The 18,738-nt window shown below is 39.5% G+C and carries 11 protein-coding genes and 3 pseudogenes; 9 read left to right on the top strand and 5 right to left on the bottom strand.

The window, feature by feature from the left end; all coding sequences use genetic code 11:
* Positions 1-2,338: non-ribosomal peptide synthetase (locus Xind_RS12395; RefSeq protein ID WP_187650141.1), on the top strand; the 2,338-nt coding region annotated here is incomplete at its 5' end.
* Between the two features lie 187 nt (positions 2,339-2,525).
* Positions 2,526-4,199 (top strand): cyclic peptide export ABC transporter, encoded by a 1,674-nt coding sequence (locus tag Xind_RS12390; protein WP_047683373.1) that lies wholly within the window; start codon positions 2,526-2,528, stop codon positions 4,197-4,199.
* Between the two features lie 207 nt (positions 4,200-4,406).
* Here the strand turns inward: Xind_RS12390 and Xind_RS12385 are convergent, their stop codons facing one another.
* From Xind_RS12385 to Xind_RS12375, 3 genes and pseudogenes are all read right to left on the bottom strand, one after another.
* On the bottom strand, positions 4,407-4,760 hold the full coding sequence (locus Xind_RS12385; RefSeq protein WP_052189625.1) for a hypothetical protein: 354 nt from the start codon (positions 4,758-4,760) through the stop codon (positions 4,407-4,409).
* A gap of 1 nt (position 4,761) precedes the next feature.
* Positions 4,762-5,248: pseudogene (locus Xind_RS24590) on the bottom strand (RHS repeat-associated core domain-containing protein); the annotation flags it as partial.
* A 118-nt stretch (positions 5,249-5,366) separates the two neighbouring features.
* Entirely contained in the window at positions 5,367-5,912 is a 546-nt protein-coding gene (locus tag Xind_RS12375) for a tyrosine-type recombinase/integrase (RefSeq protein ID WP_187650140.1), read from the bottom strand.
* Between the two features lie 14 nt (positions 5,913-5,926).
* Between Xind_RS12375 and Xind_RS12370 the strand changes: the two are divergent.
* Positions 5,927-6,565: pseudogene (locus tag Xind_RS12370) on the top strand (IS1 family transposase).
* A gap of 597 nt (positions 6,566-7,162) precedes the next feature.
* Entirely contained in the window at positions 7,163-7,609 is a 447-nt protein-coding gene (locus Xind_RS12365) for a GNAT family N-acetyltransferase (RefSeq protein ID WP_187650139.1), read from the top strand.
* 12 nt (positions 7,610-7,621) lie between these two features.
* On the opposite strand, the gene Xind_RS12360 is transcribed toward Xind_RS12365, so the two are convergent.
* A complete protein-coding gene (locus Xind_RS12360) occupies positions 7,622-8,689 on the bottom strand; it encodes a PfkB family carbohydrate kinase (RefSeq protein ID WP_047683433.1) in 1,068 nt (355 codons plus the stop codon).
* Between the two features lie 803 nt (positions 8,690-9,492).
* Between Xind_RS12360 and Xind_RS12355 the strand changes: the two genes are divergently transcribed.
* Positions 9,493-11,175 carry a ShlB/FhaC/HecB family hemolysin secretion/activation protein gene (locus Xind_RS12355; RefSeq protein WP_246432532.1) on the top strand — a complete coding sequence of 561 codons (1,683 nt, stop codon included), beginning with the start codon at positions 9,493-9,495 and terminating at the stop codon, positions 11,173-11,175.
* 81 nt (positions 11,176-11,256) lie between these two features.
* Positions 11,257-15,516, top strand: coding sequence for a hemagglutinin repeat-containing protein (locus Xind_RS12350; RefSeq protein ID WP_187650138.1), 4,260 nt, complete (start codon positions 11,257-11,259; stop codon positions 15,514-15,516).
* Between the two features lie 192 nt (positions 15,517-15,708).
* Here the strand turns inward: Xind_RS12350 and Xind_RS12345 are convergent.
* Positions 15,709-15,834: pseudogene (locus Xind_RS12345) on the bottom strand (VOC family protein); the annotation flags it as partial.
* A 353-nt stretch (positions 15,835-16,187) separates the two neighbouring features.
* Between Xind_RS12345 and cobU the strand changes: the two are divergent.
* From cobU to cobT, 3 genes are all read left to right on the top strand, one after another.
* Positions 16,188-16,733: a bifunctional adenosylcobinamide kinase/adenosylcobinamide-phosphate guanylyltransferase gene (gene cobU, locus Xind_RS12340; RefSeq protein WP_047683381.1), complete on the top strand. Its 546-nt coding sequence runs from the start codon at positions 16,188-16,190 to the stop codon at positions 16,731-16,733.
* A complete protein-coding gene (cobS, locus tag Xind_RS12335) occupies positions 16,730-17,494 on the top strand; it encodes an adenosylcobinamide-GDP ribazoletransferase (protein ID WP_047683382.1) in 765 nt (254 codons plus the stop codon). The genes cobU and cobS overlap by 4 nt, the downstream gene beginning before the upstream one ends.
* A gap of 113 nt (positions 17,495-17,607) precedes the next feature.
* The gene (gene cobT, locus Xind_RS12330; RefSeq protein ID WP_047683384.1) at positions 17,608-18,672 is read left to right on the top strand and encodes a nicotinate-nucleotide--dimethylbenzimidazole phosphoribosyltransferase; all 1,065 of its coding nucleotides are present in this window, start codon (positions 17,608-17,610) and stop codon (positions 18,670-18,672) included.
* The last annotated feature ends 66 nt before the right edge of the window (positions 18,673-18,738 follow it).

The following is an 18,738-nucleotide window of genomic DNA, read 5'->3' as shown; positions in this document are numbered from 1 at the left end:
GTTGCCGGATGGCAGTATCGAATACCTCGGCCGCAACGACTTTCAGGTCAAGATCCGCGGCTTCCGTATTGAGCTGGGGGAAATTGAAGCGCGTCTGGTTCAGTGTACTGGCGTGCAGGAAGCGGTTGTTATCGCCCGCGAAGATATCGCCGGTGATATCCGTCTGGTGGCTTACCTCCGGCCCCAGTCCGGGGTTGAACTGGTGCCGGCTGACTTGCGTCAGGAACTGGCACAGCATTTGGCTGAGTATATGCTGCCCGGCGCCTTTGTCATGATTGACACTTTCCCGCTTACCGCTAACGGCAAACTCGACCGCAAGGCACTGCCTGCCCCTGACCAGTTGGCCATGGTGTCGCGTGGCTATGAACCGCCGCAGGGTGAGGTTGAAACCATGTTGGCGCAGATTTGGCAGGAACTGTTGGGGCTGGAACGTGTCGGCCGTCATGACCATTTCTTTGAGCTAGGCGGTCATTCGCTGTTAGCCGTGCAATTACTGAATTGCGTAAGTCAGCAAGGTATGGAGATTTCGTTGGCGACTTTATTCTCTCACCCGACGTTATATGATTTGGCTCTGGCTATTAGCGATAGTAACGATAGTAGCAATAGTAGCGATGTCTCAATCAAACCAAGTTCGCCTTTTGACGCGAATCCTGTGCCGTTAAGCCCTTCAGGCAGTTTACCGCCATTATTCTTGGTACACGAAACCACAGGTGATCCGCTGGCTTATTCGCTACTAGCCACTTTGCTACCGTCAGAATTACCTGTCTATGGGTTACAGGCACTGGGCTTCCACACAATAGAAAATCCACCAACGTCTATTGAAGAGCTGGCCGCTTGCCATATCCAGGCTATTCGTCGGGTTCAACCCCATGGCCCCTATTACCTTGCAGGTTGGTCAATCGGGGGGGTTATTGTTTACGAGATGGCTTTGCAATTGATTAACAGTGGTGAGGAAGTCAAATATCTTGGAATGATCGATTCCTATAACTTGAGCGGGCTCAAAATTGATACTGCAAGTGGATATAGTCATGAACTTGATATTGATGTCAACAAATCGATAAATAATACGCAGAAAGATATCGATATGATTATTAATTACTTACGTGATCATATGGACATTGTTGATGAGCCCGACTTTGATAAACTTTATCATATTAAAGACTTGAACGAAGTTCTTGCTTTTTGTGAAGAACGCCAGTGGCTGCCAATGGGTATTACAAAAGAGGATGTCCTCCTTCGTATCGATACCCAAAGAACCATTTTACAATTTGGTCGCAGCTATATTGCTCCCGCATCATCGTTACCCATCTATCTCTATACAGCAGATAAGTTACCTTCTGGGTACGACTCTTGGCGTGGTTGGCGTGATATTGTCGGAGAGCATTCTGTACTTCATCCTATTGGTGGAACTCATAGCACTATCATGCAACAACCTTTGATCAATCAATTGGTCGATTCGATCACTGAGCATTTGCTGCCTACTTCCTATGCTCCAGGTGTCATTATCCAAAAAGGGACTGCCTCTATTCCCCCGCTTTTCTGTATTCCTGGTGCAGGTGCCAGTGCCTCCAGTTTTATTGCATTGGCATTGTCACTTCCGTCCCAGCTACCTGTACACGCTTTACAGTCTCGTGGCCTAATAGAGTCACATCTTCCTCCTTATATCAGCGTTGAAGGTACGGCTCATGCTTATGTTCAAGCGATCCGTCAAATGCAACCTCATGGCCCTTATCACCTGCTAGGTCATTCCTTCGGCGGTTGGATAGCCTTTGAGATTGCGTTACAACTACAGGCACAAGGAGAAAGAGTGACCGATCTTATACTCGTTGATAGCAGAGCCCCTGACTTACAGGATAGTGTTCCGAAAGCTGTTGGTCGTGTTGAAACATTCATGAAATTGATCGATATCTACAACATGATGCTGACTCAACCATTACCGTTTACGAGACAAGACTTCGAAAACCAGGAATCAGATGAGCAGATTCAGCTCCTGCTGAGAACGTTGGTGAATGTCGGTATTTTCCCTGCGCATGCATCGATGTCACTGTTGCAAGGTATCGTTCAGGTTATGCAAGCTAATTTGAATACAAATTATACACCTTCTGCCCGCTATGAAGGCCTCGCTCATCTGATTAACGCCAAAGAAGGAGACGTTGATGAAACAGAAAACCGCAAAAATATGTGGTCCAAACATGTCACTCAGCTAAATACGATGATCGTATCTGGTAATCACATGACTATGCTGTCCAACCCACAAGTTAAACAATTTGCCACTTGGTTATGGGAAGAGTTGGATTATGTTAATAACCCTAATCTTGAAAGGCACTTCATGAAGTAAAGTGACTCAACGCTATGACTTTAGCCAGCCTTGCGGGGCTGGCATTTTATCGCTTTCTAACCAATCTGGTCTTTAGGTGTAGTGACATAGGAATTTGCTTACCTGATATCAAGTGATTCCTCAGTATGTTATTCACCAAAAAGGATAGATACACCAGCTAGTTATGCACATAATTTATGGACTATAAATGAACACTTCGACAATAAAACAACCAGCCCATCAGATCTTACTCTCACTTTTGTACCGTTCGCGCTGGGCACTTGCCATTGCTGTTTTTGCTAGTATCGTCAATGGTATTTCCAGCGTCTCTTTGATTACTCTAATTAACAGAGCAGTGACAATCCCCAATGATAACTATTCTTTGCTCGCTTGGTATTTTGGTATCCTGGCTGTGCTGGCTATTACCTGTCGCATACTGAGTGGCGTGATTTTCGCTAAATTAAGCCAGAATACAATGGCGAAGATGCGCCAACTTATTTCAGAACGCGTTGCGCGTGCCCCCTTTCGCCAGATTGAACTGCTTGGTTCATCTCGAGGTCAATCTATTATCACAGATGATGCAACTAATGTATCAATGTTATTCTTCACCTTACCCAATATCATAATGCAGGGTTCGATCGTACTAGGCTGCCTCAGTTATCTGGCTTGGTTGTCCTGGCCCGTGTTCTTCTTGGCATTGGTTGTGGTCATCATTGGCTCACTCGGTTACAGCCTTGGCGGAACCAGAGCGATCAATTCATTCAAGGAAGCGGGTAAGGCGCAAGACCGTCTCTTCAATCACTTCAACGCCTTATTTTCTGGTGCGAAAGAGTTGAAGTTACACTTCTCACGTGCTCAATCTTTTTTTACCCACTCGCTTGGCAGCGAGATTGATGCGGTACGCCAGCATCGTACTCGTGCTTTTAGTGTTTATGCCTTTGGCGCTGGCTGGATCCTCTTCTTATTTTATGTGTTTTTAGGCGTGGTAATATTTGCCCCGACTGTGATACCAGGCCTTGAAACAACGACTCTGGCTGGCTATTTGATTATCTTTCTGTTTATGCTGATGCCTTTGGATGGGCTACTCAACAGTATCCCAGCACTGAATGCAGCTCGTGTATCGCTGAATCGCATCGGAAATATACTTTCTGAATTGAATGAACAAGATTACTTTGGCCCGCAAATCTGTGCTGACGAGTTCGGTGAAGTTCACTCACTACACTTGTCTGGCATTACCCACAGCTATTATCGAGAGAGAGAAGATGAAGTATTCCAACTTGGTTCCATTGATATGGAACTTAAAAGAGGAGAAATTACTTTTCTGATTGGTGGTAACGGCAGTGGTAAAACGACACTCGCCAAGCTATTAGTTGGCCTCTATACACCAGAAAGCGGTGTCATTACTGTTGATGGACATGCCATCACTGACAGCAATAGAGCAAACTACCGACAATTATTTTCAGCGATTTTCTCTGATTTTCACCTTTTCGAAACATTGGTAGGCTTGAGTGATGCAGATTCGACATTAGATGCGCGTGCTAACGCGTTGCTCGCTAAACTACATTTAGATCACAAGGTAAAGATTGAAAATGGTTGTTTCTCAACCCGTGATTTATCACTGGGACAACGAAAACGCCTCGCCTTGGTGGTTGCTTATTTGGAAGACCGGCCATTTTACCTATTCGATGAATGGGCTGCTGATCAGGATCCACTGTTTAAGACCGTATTCTATCAGGAATTACTGCCCGAATTAGCAGCACGCGGTAAAGCAGTACTGGCTATTACACACGACGATCGCTTTTTCCACTTGGCTGATCATTGTATCAAGCTGGAAAATGGTCGACTTCTTATCAAGGACGACAGTACCGTAATAGTTCAGTGATATTACTGGATGCAGTGGGTTTTACCAATGAGAAACTCGTAAACCCACTTTCTGGATCATTCGCACTGATTCTTGTTTCCCTTGCCGTTTTTAGAAACTGGTTTCAGACTTTTTCCAGTTATTTTTCGGCCTTCATGAGCGGCTCTTAAAAAAGAAGAAAGCCGGAAGATCACGCGGATCTTTCCGGCTTTTTCAATATATCAGTATTTATTCATCGTATTCGATAGTTGCTTCTAAGGCAGCTCTAAGCCAGTCCCAAAATGACTCAAAGTTACCCACGTTTTCATACCCTTCACTTGAAAAATCATGAATGATAACAACTTGGTTGGGATTAGCTTTATCCCAACAAGCGACATCATCATTATCTTCTCGACGAGCGAAAGGAATAATATCTCTATTTGGATATCTTTTTTTCAAGCCATCAAAGCGAACTCTAAGCCGTTCTCCTTCCAAAATGATCCAAGGATCAAAGTCGAGTAAGTTTTGTTCAACTATCCTTGTAAATTCATGTGGATAAGAAAACCATTCTGGAAGTTCTGATTTTGTTAATAGTTGTTCCATACTAATCAAGAGATCCTATAACAGGTGAACCATCAGGATATCTATTTCTATATCCTGCACTTTGTTTTCCTATGCGAAGATTAATAGCTTCTTCCCATGTTGATGGAGTGCCTTTTCTGGTTGTAAAACGTTCGACAAATTCTGTTGGCAGTGGTGATGAACCATCATGAATTCGAGCTTTAACATTAACACCAGCTCTTGATGCAGCTAAAACCCTAGTGTTATCTATTGTTGTCAGCCCGCCATCTTTTCATTCTAACTACATCAATTGGATCTCCAGCCCAACCTTTATTCTTCATGCTTTGAGTTATGTCAGCAGCACCATTAACTGAGTTTTGGCTAAATCTAATGGTTTTAGGGTCTAACTCAACCACTTCTGGAGTTTTAGGTTTTACAGGTTCCCCTTTGTTTCCTTTTCCACCTGCCAGCCCCAGAGGATCAACCCAAGATACCGGATTATACACATACCCATAAGGATTCACCCCACCCAGCGATGCCGAACAGCGGGGGCGCCAGACATAATGCAGATTGCCCATTTACCCCCGCCTACGCCGATGCTTCCGGGCAGTCCGGTCACGGTCTGCCCCTGCTCCGCACCCAGCGAACTCAACGGGGATTATCGGGCTGTCCGCTGCCATCGTGGTGTCGGTCTGATACGGTAATTTCCGCAGGTTCAGTGCATGAGCAGCTCTCCGGTGGCTCGGTGTCGGCGTTCGGCTGCTGATGCACCCGCTTTAACTGTTTGATGGCGACCCGCGTATAGATCTGGGTTGTGTTGATCTTCTCATGCCCCAGCATCGCCTGGATATGCCGGATATCGGCACCGTTATCCAGCATTTGTGTGGCCATTGAGTGCCGGAACAGATGGCAGGCGCCCGGTTTGTCCAGCTGTGCCTGTTGACGGATGGCTTTGCCTGCGATCTGCGTCAGATGCCCCAGACTCAGAGGCCTGCCCTTTTGTGAGATAAACAAGTAGCCGCTGTCGTACTGTGCAGCCAACTGAGGCCGGACATGTTCCAGATAGCGCTTCAGCCAGCCCAGCGCCCGCTCACCGATAGGCACAACCCGATCTTTATTCTCTTTGCCCTGATTCACCACTACCGCACCACGTTCGAAGTCGATGTCGCCCCGCTGGAGCTGGCGTAACTCCATGCGCCGGATGTGATGTGGTGAAAGGACATGGAAAAGGACGTACTGGGCACCCTGTTATCACTGTTATGCCTGCCGTAAAACGTTTCAACTGACCTATACCTATCAAGCCTGTCATCCCGGCATGAAAGAGCAGATTATTGATATGACAATCAATAACGCCGGTGTCAGGGATACCGCTCGCGTTCTGAAGGTCGGTATTAACACGGTCATTCGCACACGAAAAAACTCACGCCAAGAAACGTAACCACGTGCCACTGGTAGGGAGTGACATTCAGATTATCGGTGAAATAGACGAGCAAGGGTCGTTTGTCATCAGTGTTGGCTCTGGTATGCCTGGGAACCGAATATGAAGCGAGTCATCGCACATGTCTTGGATGATCGCAGCAGGAAAACGTTGGAAAAATTGCTGGCTCTTCTGTCTCCTTTCGATATCCCGTTCTACTGTACGGATAATTATGCCCGTTTATGATTGCCTTCCTGAGGAAAAACATCTCACAGGAAAGGCATTGACTCAACGTATCGAAAGAACCAATCTCACCCTGCGTATTCGCATCAAGAGACTGAATCGAAAAACTATAGACTATTCTAAATCCGAAGAAATGCACGATAAAGTGATAGGCACGTTCATCGAGCGTGAATACTACCTTGTTTAACCGATCTAACTATTGGGAACATGACCATCAAAACCACAAACAGTCCTACGACTACTAATGATGATGCCGATCTAATTCGCGGTAAAATACCTATTTGTGTCAATAGATTAGGTAGTACAAGTGAAGATAAATCTATTGGAATGGCTGGTGATAACGAAACACGACCTCATAATGTGGCATTCAATTATATAGTGAGAGCCGCTTAAGTCTGAGTCAGTCGCATTGAACAGAATAATTTCAATCCACAGAAAGTTGCGGGTGTAATTCGGTGAATCACTCATCAATAATAACCCGCAACATAGTGTTGATTCCAAATTGGATCTTCCGGCATCTAAACACAGATGTCTAATCGATACACTCTGGAATTATCATACATCCCACCACCAACAGAATATTCCCAAGCATACAAGAATAGAAAGAATTGGGTCATAATGAAGAAGTTCGGATTATTAAAACCCTTTTTATCAAAAAATCTCTTTACAGAAATTTAACTAATTATTATGAATATAAATAAAAATGTTAAGGTTTACACAAAAAACTTAAGTGATTCCTTATACAATTTATAAATGGTTATAAATATTTTAAGGGAAAAATATAGTGCAAAATCTATATTGGGAAAAAGAAAACTATCGAGTTTCAACAGATAAATCACTATTAGATATCACGACTATCCACCAGTTTCTTACACATTCTCATTGGGCTAAAGGAATTGATCTCGAAACAGTACGGTGCTCTATTGAAAACAGTCTGGCATTTGGATTGTATGACAAGAACGTGCAGATAGGGTTTGCTAGATTCGTGACAGATTTTTCAACTTTTGGATACCTGTGCGATGTTTATATATTAGAAGAATATCAAAAACAGCAGCTAGGAAGCTGGTTAATGACATGTTGCCAATCTCACCCTATTATTCAACGATTACGAAGAATAATGCTGGTGACTTCATCCGCGCATTGGTTATACGAAAAGTTTGGCTATTCTCCTGTTAATCGTGAAAATTTTGTCTGGCAAATATTTCGTCCAGATGTTTATGAAAAAAATTGATACCAAACAAGGCTACCGATGTTTAAATTTATTGGGGAAAATATCGATATTTTCTGATGACAGGGTAAAAGCAGAACATTGTTGAGAAAATTGAACACTATCTTCCAGTGTCATTCCGGCCAGCCAGCAGTGAGCAAGCCCTGCCATCATCGCATCACCGGCTCCATTTGTATTGACGACATTACTCATTAATGCGCGTGAATAGCCTGCTTTATTATCTAATTCACTATAATACACACCTTCAGCATCCATACTTAAAATTATTCGTTGGACACCCTGTTGATGAAACCAAGATGCAGCAATGGCTGCGTCCTCCAATGTTTCAATCTCAATACCACTGAGTATTTTGGCTTCGGAGCGATTAGGTTTCAGAGTATGGATATAGGATAGCCAATGGCGGATATTAGATGCTTTGAAGGTGGAAACAGTATCAACAAAAATCGGAACATTATTAGCGTGGTTGAATATCCATTCCAATGATTCCTGAGATAAATTGCAATCAAGAACTAATACACTGGCATTTTGGATAAGTTTTTTAGATTGAGTCAGTAATGAGGGAGTAAGTTTATTCAGAATGCTCATATCATTTACAGATATGATACACTTTCCATTTTCATCAATAAATGAATTGCAGATTGATGTTTTTTCATCATCCAGCTTATGTAAATATTTAATATTAACGCCAGATAATTTTGTTTGTTCTGACAGAAGCTTACCATGTTGGTCGTTGCCAACGACAGAAATTAAATAACTTTCATTTTTTAATGCAGCAATATTCTGAGCGATATTTCTCCCGACCCCACCGGGGGTCGAGATTATTTTCCCTGGGTTGGAATCATCAAATACTATTTTAGCAAAGGTATAGCTGGTTATATCTATATTAGTTGCTCCAATCGTAACAGCATAAACATCATTGGACAAAATATAACCTTTCCCTTTGATATAACCTTTTTTACTTAGATTCATAATATGTCCTGCAACACACGAGCGACTAATTCCAAGAATATCTGCAATTTCTTGCTGTTGGATAAAAGGGTCTCGTTTTAAAATTTGCAGTATTTGATTTTCCCTATTTGACATATTATGACCTTGGTTACTTTTTGTATTCATATTTTTATTTCATATTGAGTGGACAGTAAAGGTTATTTTTATAATTTATTCGGCTTTTGAGAAAGTGATCGTAAGTTTGGTTGGATTGATTTTTTGTTCAAATTGTGATCTGAATCAAAAATATTATTCTGATAAATCAACAATGTTTAGGATAATAAAAGTGTTCAGATTGTAAACTATATTTTATTCTAAATAAAATTATTTTATATCAAAGTGTTATGGTTAATTCTGTTTCTCACAAACAAGTGTTTGGTTTTTATGGAACAGCCTTTGATATCTTGTGAAAACGAAAGATACTTCATATATTAATATATTAAATTCACATAATGAAATTAAAAAATTTGTGTAAACCTGCCTAATGCTATCGAAAACAAGTCTGGTTTCTGTATTGTTAGATAACAACCCTGATATTTAAGTCTATCTTCATGATATAAGATGTTTTTCACAAATTGCTTTTATTTAAACATATATTTATTATTATTCATCTGAAGAAAATATTTTATTAGTTTGATTATATTGATAAAAATAGATTATTGACTTTATTTCTTATAATTTTCATAGGGATAATTAACGGTTTTTTATTGAGTCAATATTATCAAATGATTGCGAATTAATCTTTTTATTATTGGTGTTTATGAATTGTTTGTATTTTTTTTGTAAAACTATGGCAATATGCAAGTGCTACATCTGATGTTAATTAATTGTGATTAAAAATGACCAGCGTGAATTAATATATTAATGATAAGTATTAATTGATTATTTTGGTGCCCTATATGATGATTAGAAAATTCACAATAATATTTATATTTTTAATACCGTATATTTCTTTTACAGCATCCGCTTCTCCGGTAAACCTGAATGAAAATCTATCACCATCTGTTGTGAGTGAAGGAATAAATAATTTACAGAACAGTGAAAGGGAGATTAACAAACTCATTGAACAGAGGCTGCATCAGGCAATACTCAATCGATCAGAAGAGAATTCTGCAAAAAAATCATTACCAAAGCTCGTGGAGTCAAAAAAATGTCTGCCAATTAGTGGCATTTATATGCAGGGAATATCATTATTGTCAACCTCTGACCTGAAAACGCTAAGTGCTATTCCTAGTGATTGTATTACCAGTCATTATATTAATAAATTAGCATCAGAAATTACGAATCTTTATATTCAGAAAGGCTATGTTACAGCCAGAGTAAAACTCATTCCGCCTGATTATGATAAGACATTAGGGATCAGGATTATAGAAGGTTTTGTTGAAGATATTCGGGAAGGGGATCGCTGGGTTAATAGTCAAACTCTTTTTCCTGATTTAAAGAATAATCCATTAAATATACACCAACTCGATCAAGGGTTAGATCAGGCAAATCGTCTGCAATCAAACAGAACTACATTGGATATCCTGCCTGGTACAGTCAATGGAGGGTCTATCATTCTCTTGAATAACAAACATAGTACGCCCTGGAAAGTTTCTGTGACAACTGATAATTATGGACAAAAAAGTACCGGGAAGTGGATGGGAAGGTTAAATACCAGTTTTGATAGCCCATTGGGATTATCGGATTTTATTAGTTTCAGTGGAAGCTCTACATTAAATAATTCTAAAAAAAAACATAACCATTCTTATATATTACTTTACTCACTTCCTTATGGTGAGATGACATTCAGCGGATTTTATGTTGATTCAAAATATAGAAATAAGATGCAATTACAGGTTAGATCAATAAATATAAGAGGAAATGCTGAACAAGCAGGAATGCGGGCTGATTGGGTATTTCATCGTAATCAAAAGCAAATAGATACATTAAGCACACAGGTCGTATATAAAAAAGGAAATAATTATTTAAATGATGAAAAACTCATAACAAGTAGTGAAACCGTTAGTCTTGTTTCTCTTAGTGTCAATCACTTACAAGTTATTCCTACTGGTATTTTTACCTTTGATATTGGAATTAATAAAGGAATGCCATGGTTTGATGCACAGACAGTTATGGACAAGGATTTTATTAAAGGTCAAATGTCACTGAATCTGAAAAAGAGCTTTATACTGTTTAAATCATCCTATTTTTTTGATAGTGAACTTTATACGCAATATAGTCGGAATCGGTTACCGGCTATGGAATGTATAGATATTGGTGATAAAAATAATATTCGAGGATTTAATGGAAGTTTCTTATGCTCTGATAATGGTTGGTATTTAAGGAATACATTGTCTTATCCGATCCCTATACCTCAAGGCTCTCTGACATTAAGCATTGGTGGAGATTTAGGACAGAGTAAAAGTTATAGCAATAAAGGTGAATGGATAAATGCTATAGGGCTGAATGCCGGGATGACATTACGCTACCAACAATTGTTTGCTGATATTCAAGTCAGCCAAGGAAAAATCTTGTCTCCACAATATCGGGGGCTTGATAGCCCTATACAGCTATTAACACGTTTCTCTTACAGTTTTTAATTTTTAAGTAATTACTTTCACTTTTTTAAATCTATTTTTTTGATTACACAGAGTAATAATTAGAAGCACAGGAGTCATTATATGAAAAATACTGATTTTAGATTATCACCTACTGGTCGGCTTGCTGTGTCAGTGGCAATTATTATGATCTTCAGTTCAAATAGTTTTGCCAATGGGATCACGCCCGGAGGTGATCCATCACACCAACCTGATGTAACAAATGCTAAGAATGGCGCAGTGGTCATTAATATTGCTACTCCTTCAGAGTCAGGCTTATCGCATAATCAATATGAAGATTTTAATGTTTCTAAAGATGGTGCAGTTTTCAATAATTCACTAATAGACGGTAATTCGCAATTGGCAGGCAAGTTATTGGCTAATAATAATTTGCATGGACGGAAGGCAGAGATCATTTTAAATGAGGTTATCAGCCGTAATCCTTCTTTATTACTGGGTAGACAAGAAGTTTTTGGCGCGGCGGCAGATTATATATTAGCAAATCCCAATGGTATCACTTGTAATGGGTGTGGTTTTATCAATACAAATCAGTTATCGCTAGTTGTAGGTAATCCATTAGTCGATAAAGGTGTTTTGAAAGGGTTTAACACGTTTGAAGGTAAAAATAGTCTGAAAATTGGTGAAGGAGGTTTGGTACATGATGCTATTATAAATCTTATTGCCCCCAAAATTAATAGCCTTGGTAAAATCAGTACCAACCAAGATCTTAATATAATAACAGGTCAAAACAAAATTTCTTCTGATGGTCAACTATTGGATACAAAAAAATCAGCAGTAGGTTTACTTGATAGCTATTATTTAGGCAGTATGCAGGCTGGCCGTATTCGGTTATTAAGTACAGATAAAGGTAGTGGTGTTAATCTGCAAGGCGAGATGGCCGCTGGTGGTGGTATTAACATTGAATCCAAAGGAGAGTTAAAATTGGAAGGAGCCAGGCTGAAAGGAGGTGATCTTGAATTAAAAGGTGACACTATTTTATCCCAAGGAGCCTTAGGAGAAGTTTCTTTCAAAGATGAAAAATCAGAAAGCTATTTTATGAGCGGAAATAGTACTCGTAAGGAGAGAAAATTACAGTCTATTGCTCATACCAGATTAGAAGGTGAAAATATTACATTGAATGCCCAAAAAGATAATAAAATTATGGCAACAGATATTTATGGCAACAATATTAACCTAATCGGTGAAAATCTGAAATTAGAAGGGCAGAAATATAATCAGCATACTGAAGACAATGAAGAGCAATGGAAATTTTTATGGAAAGATAGTAAAACTAATAGCTATGATAAATTTCAGCAGGATGGAGATAATATTCGAGCTAGCGGTAATGTGAAATTAGCTGCGACAGGTGAGGATATTAAAATAGAGGGTGGGAATATTGATGCAGATAATAATATCATATTATCTGCTAAGCGTGATGTGGTAATAGACAATTTGATAGAAGCTGAAAAAACAAATAATAAAGAATATATCAGACTTGATTCTGGTAAATTAACTACAGGGGATAAAGAAAAAGGTTACTCCACCCAGAAAAATATCAGAAGTGATTTGAATGCTGGAAATGATTTGGGTATTGAAGCAAATGGTAATATTAAATTGATTGGTACTAAATCTCACGCTGACAATAATTTAATCATTAAGGCAAGTAAACAATCTCAAATTATTTCTAAAGATTTTGATAATAAATCGACAGATAATGATAACGTAACATACTGGGGTGGAATTGCAGGAGGGAAGAATAAAAATAATTACAATGAGATTAAACAGAATCAATCCTCTGATGTAACAGCAGATGGGTATATATTCGTGATAGGTGATGATGGAATTAAAATTACCGGAAGTAATATTAAAGCAGGAGAAGGTGCATACTTTGAAACAATTAATGGAAGCTTATTAATTGATAATGCAGTTAATTATCATAAAAATAGTATTGATGAGAGGAATGGAACTGTTTTTAATATTACTAAAGATTCCAATAAAGAAAAAGAATATAAAGAGACGGCAATACAAAGTCAGGTTATTTCTGATGCGGATTTGAAATTACTCAGTGGTAAAGATATTGAAGTCGTGGATAGTTTAATAAAAAGTGCTAATGCATTGAATATCAATGCACTTGGTGATTTAAAGGTTTCCTCTTATGGTGAGAAATATGATCGGCAGAAAATAGCATCTTTGCTTAAAGCAGGGTTTATATTTAAACCTGCTACGAAAGATAAGGATAAAGATAATGGAAAGCTTTTTGATACTGGACTTATTATTAATTATACCAGTGATAGTCAGCAACAAGGAAAAATAACACAAAAATCATCGGAGCTTAACGGGAAGAATATTTCCATTAATGCAGGTAAAGATGTTACTGTTATCGGATCAGATATAGTCACGACAGATGGTAATGTTGATATCTTAGCTAATAATATCTCTTTCCTTTCTGCCGATAATGAAATTTCGAAAAAGCAATCTCATTCATCTACTGGTGTTGGTTTAGTGTTTTCTTTAGGCAAGGGGGGAATTGGGGCTACTGTTGGTACTCAATATGGCAATATCAATAGCGTTCAACAGCAGAAAAATGCAAGAGTTTCAAAAACGAATATTGCTGGTGACATCAAATTACAGGCAAGAAATAAATTAGAGCAACAGGGAACTCAGCATAATATCGCCGGTAATTATGATGTTAACGCTAATCGTATAGAGAACCGGGCGGCAGTAAGTAGTACTACTGAATCTTCAGGTGATCTGAAAGTAGGAGGTGCTCTAGGCATTTCTTTGGGGGTAAAAAACAACTCTCCCGGTGTTGCTCTTAATATTTCCGCTAAGGGAGATAATCACAAAGAACATTCCAGCACATCAAATGCTGATGTTACTCTAATAAACGCCGATAATATTAATATTAATGCTAAGGATGATGTCTATGACCAAGGAACGCAATATCATTCAACTAATGGAAATATAGAATTAAAAGCAAATAATCATATCAGTGAAGCTGCGTTTAATCGTAAAGAAAAAAATGTTTTTCATACGTCAGGTAACGCAGGTTTACAAGCAGGTTTTGACATCCAGTCTCAGGATCTTGTTGTGAAAGGGGGAGGAAAAGGGGGCGCATCGTGGAGCTCTCAATCCAGCTCTGACGCTATAGTCAGTGATTTCAGAGCACAGAAAAACATTAATATTCAAGCTAAGCATAATGCCAAATATCAGGGTACATCTTTTGATGCTGAGAGTGGAAAAACTAGCATTAATGCGGGAGATAATATTACTTTTAATCAGGCAAATAATACTAATAAGGTTTCTAATACAAATTATAAAGTGGGTATTGAAGCTCAGATAGGCGTTAATGTTGCTACCGGTGTTGTTAATTCTGGAGCTGCCTTTGTTGGCTCAAAATATGCTACAAATGATGAAGATACGATAATCGCAAAAAACAGCAATATTAAAGGTGAACAAGGTGTTAACTTAACTGCTGATAATAATCTATCCTTACAAGGCACAAATGTTTCTGGTTATCAGATAGATTTAGCAGCAAAACGGGGCGGAATTATTATTACATCAGCGCAAGATATTACAAGGAAAAATAGTCTTCAAGTTGGTGGTGAAGGAGGATTCGCGGCTGCAATAACGGGTTCTAAATTAGGTCAATTGGGTGTGAAGGCTTATGGAGAATTCGGCAAAGGTTATGCAAATGCAGTTACCAACCATAACAGCCAGATTACAGGTGAAACTGTTACATTAACTAGTGGAAAAGATACAATACTCAAAAGTTCTAATATTGTAGCAGATAGCGTAAATGGTAAAATTGGAGGTAATCTCAATATTGAAACTGTTAAGAATACAAATAATGGACAAAAGACATATGTAGATGCTGGAATTATGTTTAATAGCGGAAATTTATTTAATGATAAACAGCCAACCGGCATTTTTGGGGTGTTGAGTAAAATCAAAAGTATTCTAATCGGGACAAAAGATAAATTAAAGGTTGATTACGAAAAATATGATGATGAGGCTCTGGCGAATCAGTCTGGTATTTCTGGTGCTAATAGTGTAGATCTAAGCGTAGTGGGTAAAACTTATCTGACTGGGGCGAAAATTGACAGCACTAATAAACCTGTTAATTTGAATACTCAGGAAATAGAAAACCATTCAGTAACTGCATATAGTAAAGGAGAAAAAGTATCAGTAAAACTACCTGAATCACCTATTGAATTTATAGCGAGTTTGCCAGAAGTCATTTACAATATTGCAAATAAAAAAATTCCATATACAGATATTCAAAATTATGATGAAAAAAGCAGAGCGCTTGAAAGTGAAGTAAAAGGTTATAAATTAAAGTGAGTATTATTTTATTACCATTCATAATTAATAACAATGGCACAATTAATATTGTTGCCATTGTTACTTTGAAATTCAAGTCAAAATTAATCTGTTTTTTTAATATGAGGGAAATAACCCAATTAAATTGGGCTAATATTTATTAAGAAATTGCGTTTTGATATAAATCCCAACGGTTACCATAAATATCTTCACTTTTTCCTGGTTGGGGATATCTTCCACCAGCGTAAAACCCAATTTGTTGGTGTAGTAATCAATGGCTTTGTCGTAATCATCAACAACAATAGCAACGTAACCTATACATCTTTTTTGTATTCTCATGGTATTCCTATTTAAAATTACAGCATCCGTGTCCCTAAGGCCACATTTTTTCAACTTTGGTGATCCTGCCAACACGAATATCGAGGGCCATAAAAGTAGATATATCTGTGAGATGATTTTCTGGATTTTGCATGTCTGTATATTTGTTAATAGTAAGGTAATTATATTGGGATATTACTATAACAGACAGCACATAAGAATATTTGTCTGACTTTGTGAGCTAATTCACGTCGATACAAAACACTTATCTGTATGAATTCATCAAATAATCATTCAATACGTTATTCTATGGCAACGATATAAACAGGTTTGCTGTAGTCACAAAATACTGTGTAATTTTCGGGAGCCAACAAATGATTTTAGTAACTGGCGGAGCACGTAGTGGAAAGAGTGCTTATGCTGAACGGCTGATCACAGAGCGCTGCGAACAGGTGTTGTATATTGCTACGGCTCAAATTACGGATGAGGAGATGGCTGCTCGTATTGAGCGGCATCAGCAAGATCGCCCCCCCCATTGGCGAACCTGGGAAGGACATCAGGATCTGGGAAATGTTATTCGCCAACACCGTAAACCAGAAGAGGGAGTTATACTTGAATGTGTAACGACATTAATTGCTAACCTGCTTTTTGATAAATCAGAAGGCATGTCACCTGATAAGCTGGATTTCACCTCATTGGAGGTATTTGTCCACCACCAGATAGATGACTTGATCGATGCTTGCCTGAATTGTCCGATGCCTGTTTATTTAGTGACCAATGAATTGGGGATGGGAATTACTCCTGAAAATCGACTGGCTCGTCATTTTATTGATATTGCCGGACGAGCTAACCAGAAACTGGCACAGGCAGCAGAAACAGTCTGGCTGATGGTTTCTGGTATTGGAGTGAAGATTAAATGAAATTGAAACTTTTTTGGGCAACATTACAGTTTATGACACGGCTTCCCGTGCCTGCAAAGTGGGCTCAAGGTACTGATTTTTATCAGCTAGGGCGGGGTATAGCGACTTTCCCTTTGATTGGTTTTATTGTCGGCGTAATTGCATCCTGTATTGCTCTGGCAATAAGTCAATCTGGCGGGGGAGTGTATATTGGTGCAATCGGTTATGCGTTAGCTTTGGTGCTTCTGACTGGCGGATTGCATTTAGATGGTCTGGCTGATACCTGTGACGGAATTTTCTCCAGCCGCCAGAGGGAAAGAATGCTGGAAATTATGCAGGATAGTCGTCTTGGAACGTATGGCGGGCTGGCCCTGATTTTTTGTATCCTCATTAAAATGCTTGCTGTTGTTGAACTTGCCTATCATCCTCCCCTGAAATTATTAGCCTTATTATCTTGTGCTCCTGTTGTTGGACGTACTGTTGTTGTGCTTTTGATGTTTGAGCAGCGTTATGCCCGTGAAAATGAAGGAATGGGGAGCAGTTATATTGGCCGCATTACTCCACGTGGTACGGTGCTCACCTTACTGACAGGGACGGTATTGGTGATGATACTTGGTGATTGGCAGGGATTATCTGCAATGATGGTTACGATGATCGCCATTTTTTTACTTTCTCTCTATTTTAATTATCGGTTGGGAGGGCAAACCGGAGATACACTAGGAGCGGCAATTGAAATAGGCGAAGTGGTTTTTTTACTGACTTTGATTTTGATTTGGAAATAGTTTCTTGGGAAATAGTTCTTTTGAAAAATAGCTTTTATAAATTGGTTTATGGAGAGCCAATAAATGTGGTTTCCTTTAAGTACCCAATCTGAAATTTGGCTGGAAGAATAATTATGGAATTTCACTCTTTGTCTCTTTTACTTGATAAAATTCAACCACTTGATCGGGAAAAAATGGAGACAGCAGCACAGCATATCGACAGCTTGGTCAAACCGATTGGTAGCCTGGGGCGTCTGGAGACTCTGGCAATACAACTTGCGGGAATGCCCGGTATTGAGGATCTGCGAAATCTGCAAAAAGAAATTATCGTTATGTGTGCTGATCACGGCGTTTATGAAGAAGGTGTGGCTATTTCTCCCAAGAATGTGACGGCCATACAGGCACGGAATATGTTGCAAGGGCTGACAGGAGTTTGTGTATTGGCGAAAAACAGCAATACTCATGTTTTGCCTGTAGATATTGGTATTGATTGTGAGCCAATAGATAATTTGCTCTCTCTCAAATTAGCCCAGGGTTGTGGCAATATTACACAAGGTCCGGCTATGTCTTATGAATATGCAGAAGCATTATTGTTGGCCAGTGCGCAACTCGTTCAACAGCGTATTGCAGCAGGTGTTTCAGTGTTTGGTGTGGGAGAACTGGGAATTGCAAATACGACACCAGCAGCGGCAGTTATCAGTGTCCTTACCGGAAGCGAGCCCTGTGATGTGGTTGGATTGGGCGCTAATTTGCCGATTGAACGACTCAGACATAAAGAATCTGTTGTACGTCGTGCTATTGATGTGAATCAGCCAGATGTGCATTCTTCCCTTGATGTATTAGCAAAGGTAGGTGGGTTTGAGCTTGTGGGGATGACGGGAGTGATTTTGGGAGCCGCAGCCGCAGGCGTTCCGGTTGTCCTTGATGGTTTTATTTCTTACGCTTCTGCGCTGGCGGCAGTCCAGATAGCTCCTTCTGTTCGGGATTACTGTATTCCATCTCATATGTCAGCAGAAAAAGGGGCAGTGTTGGCATTACAGCATTTGGGGCTACAGCCTTATCTGCATTTAGATCTGCGCCTTGGTGAAGGTAGCGGGGCAGCAATTGCAATGTCTTTGATTGATGCTGCCTGTGCAATGTATTGCAATATGGGGTATCTGGCAAAAAGTGGGATTCGATTTCCTGCGTTACTCCAATGAGTTAGGTTCTTTCGGGAGTAATGTTATATTGCTGCATGAATTCTCGCATTTTACCATGTCCTGGAT

Origin of the sequence: Xenorhabdus indica, from assembly GCF_014467235.1 — a bacterium.
GTDB lineage: Bacteria > Pseudomonadota > Gammaproteobacteria > Enterobacterales > Enterobacteriaceae > Xenorhabdus > Xenorhabdus indica.
This window is presented reverse-complemented; position numbering and strand designations above follow the sequence as displayed.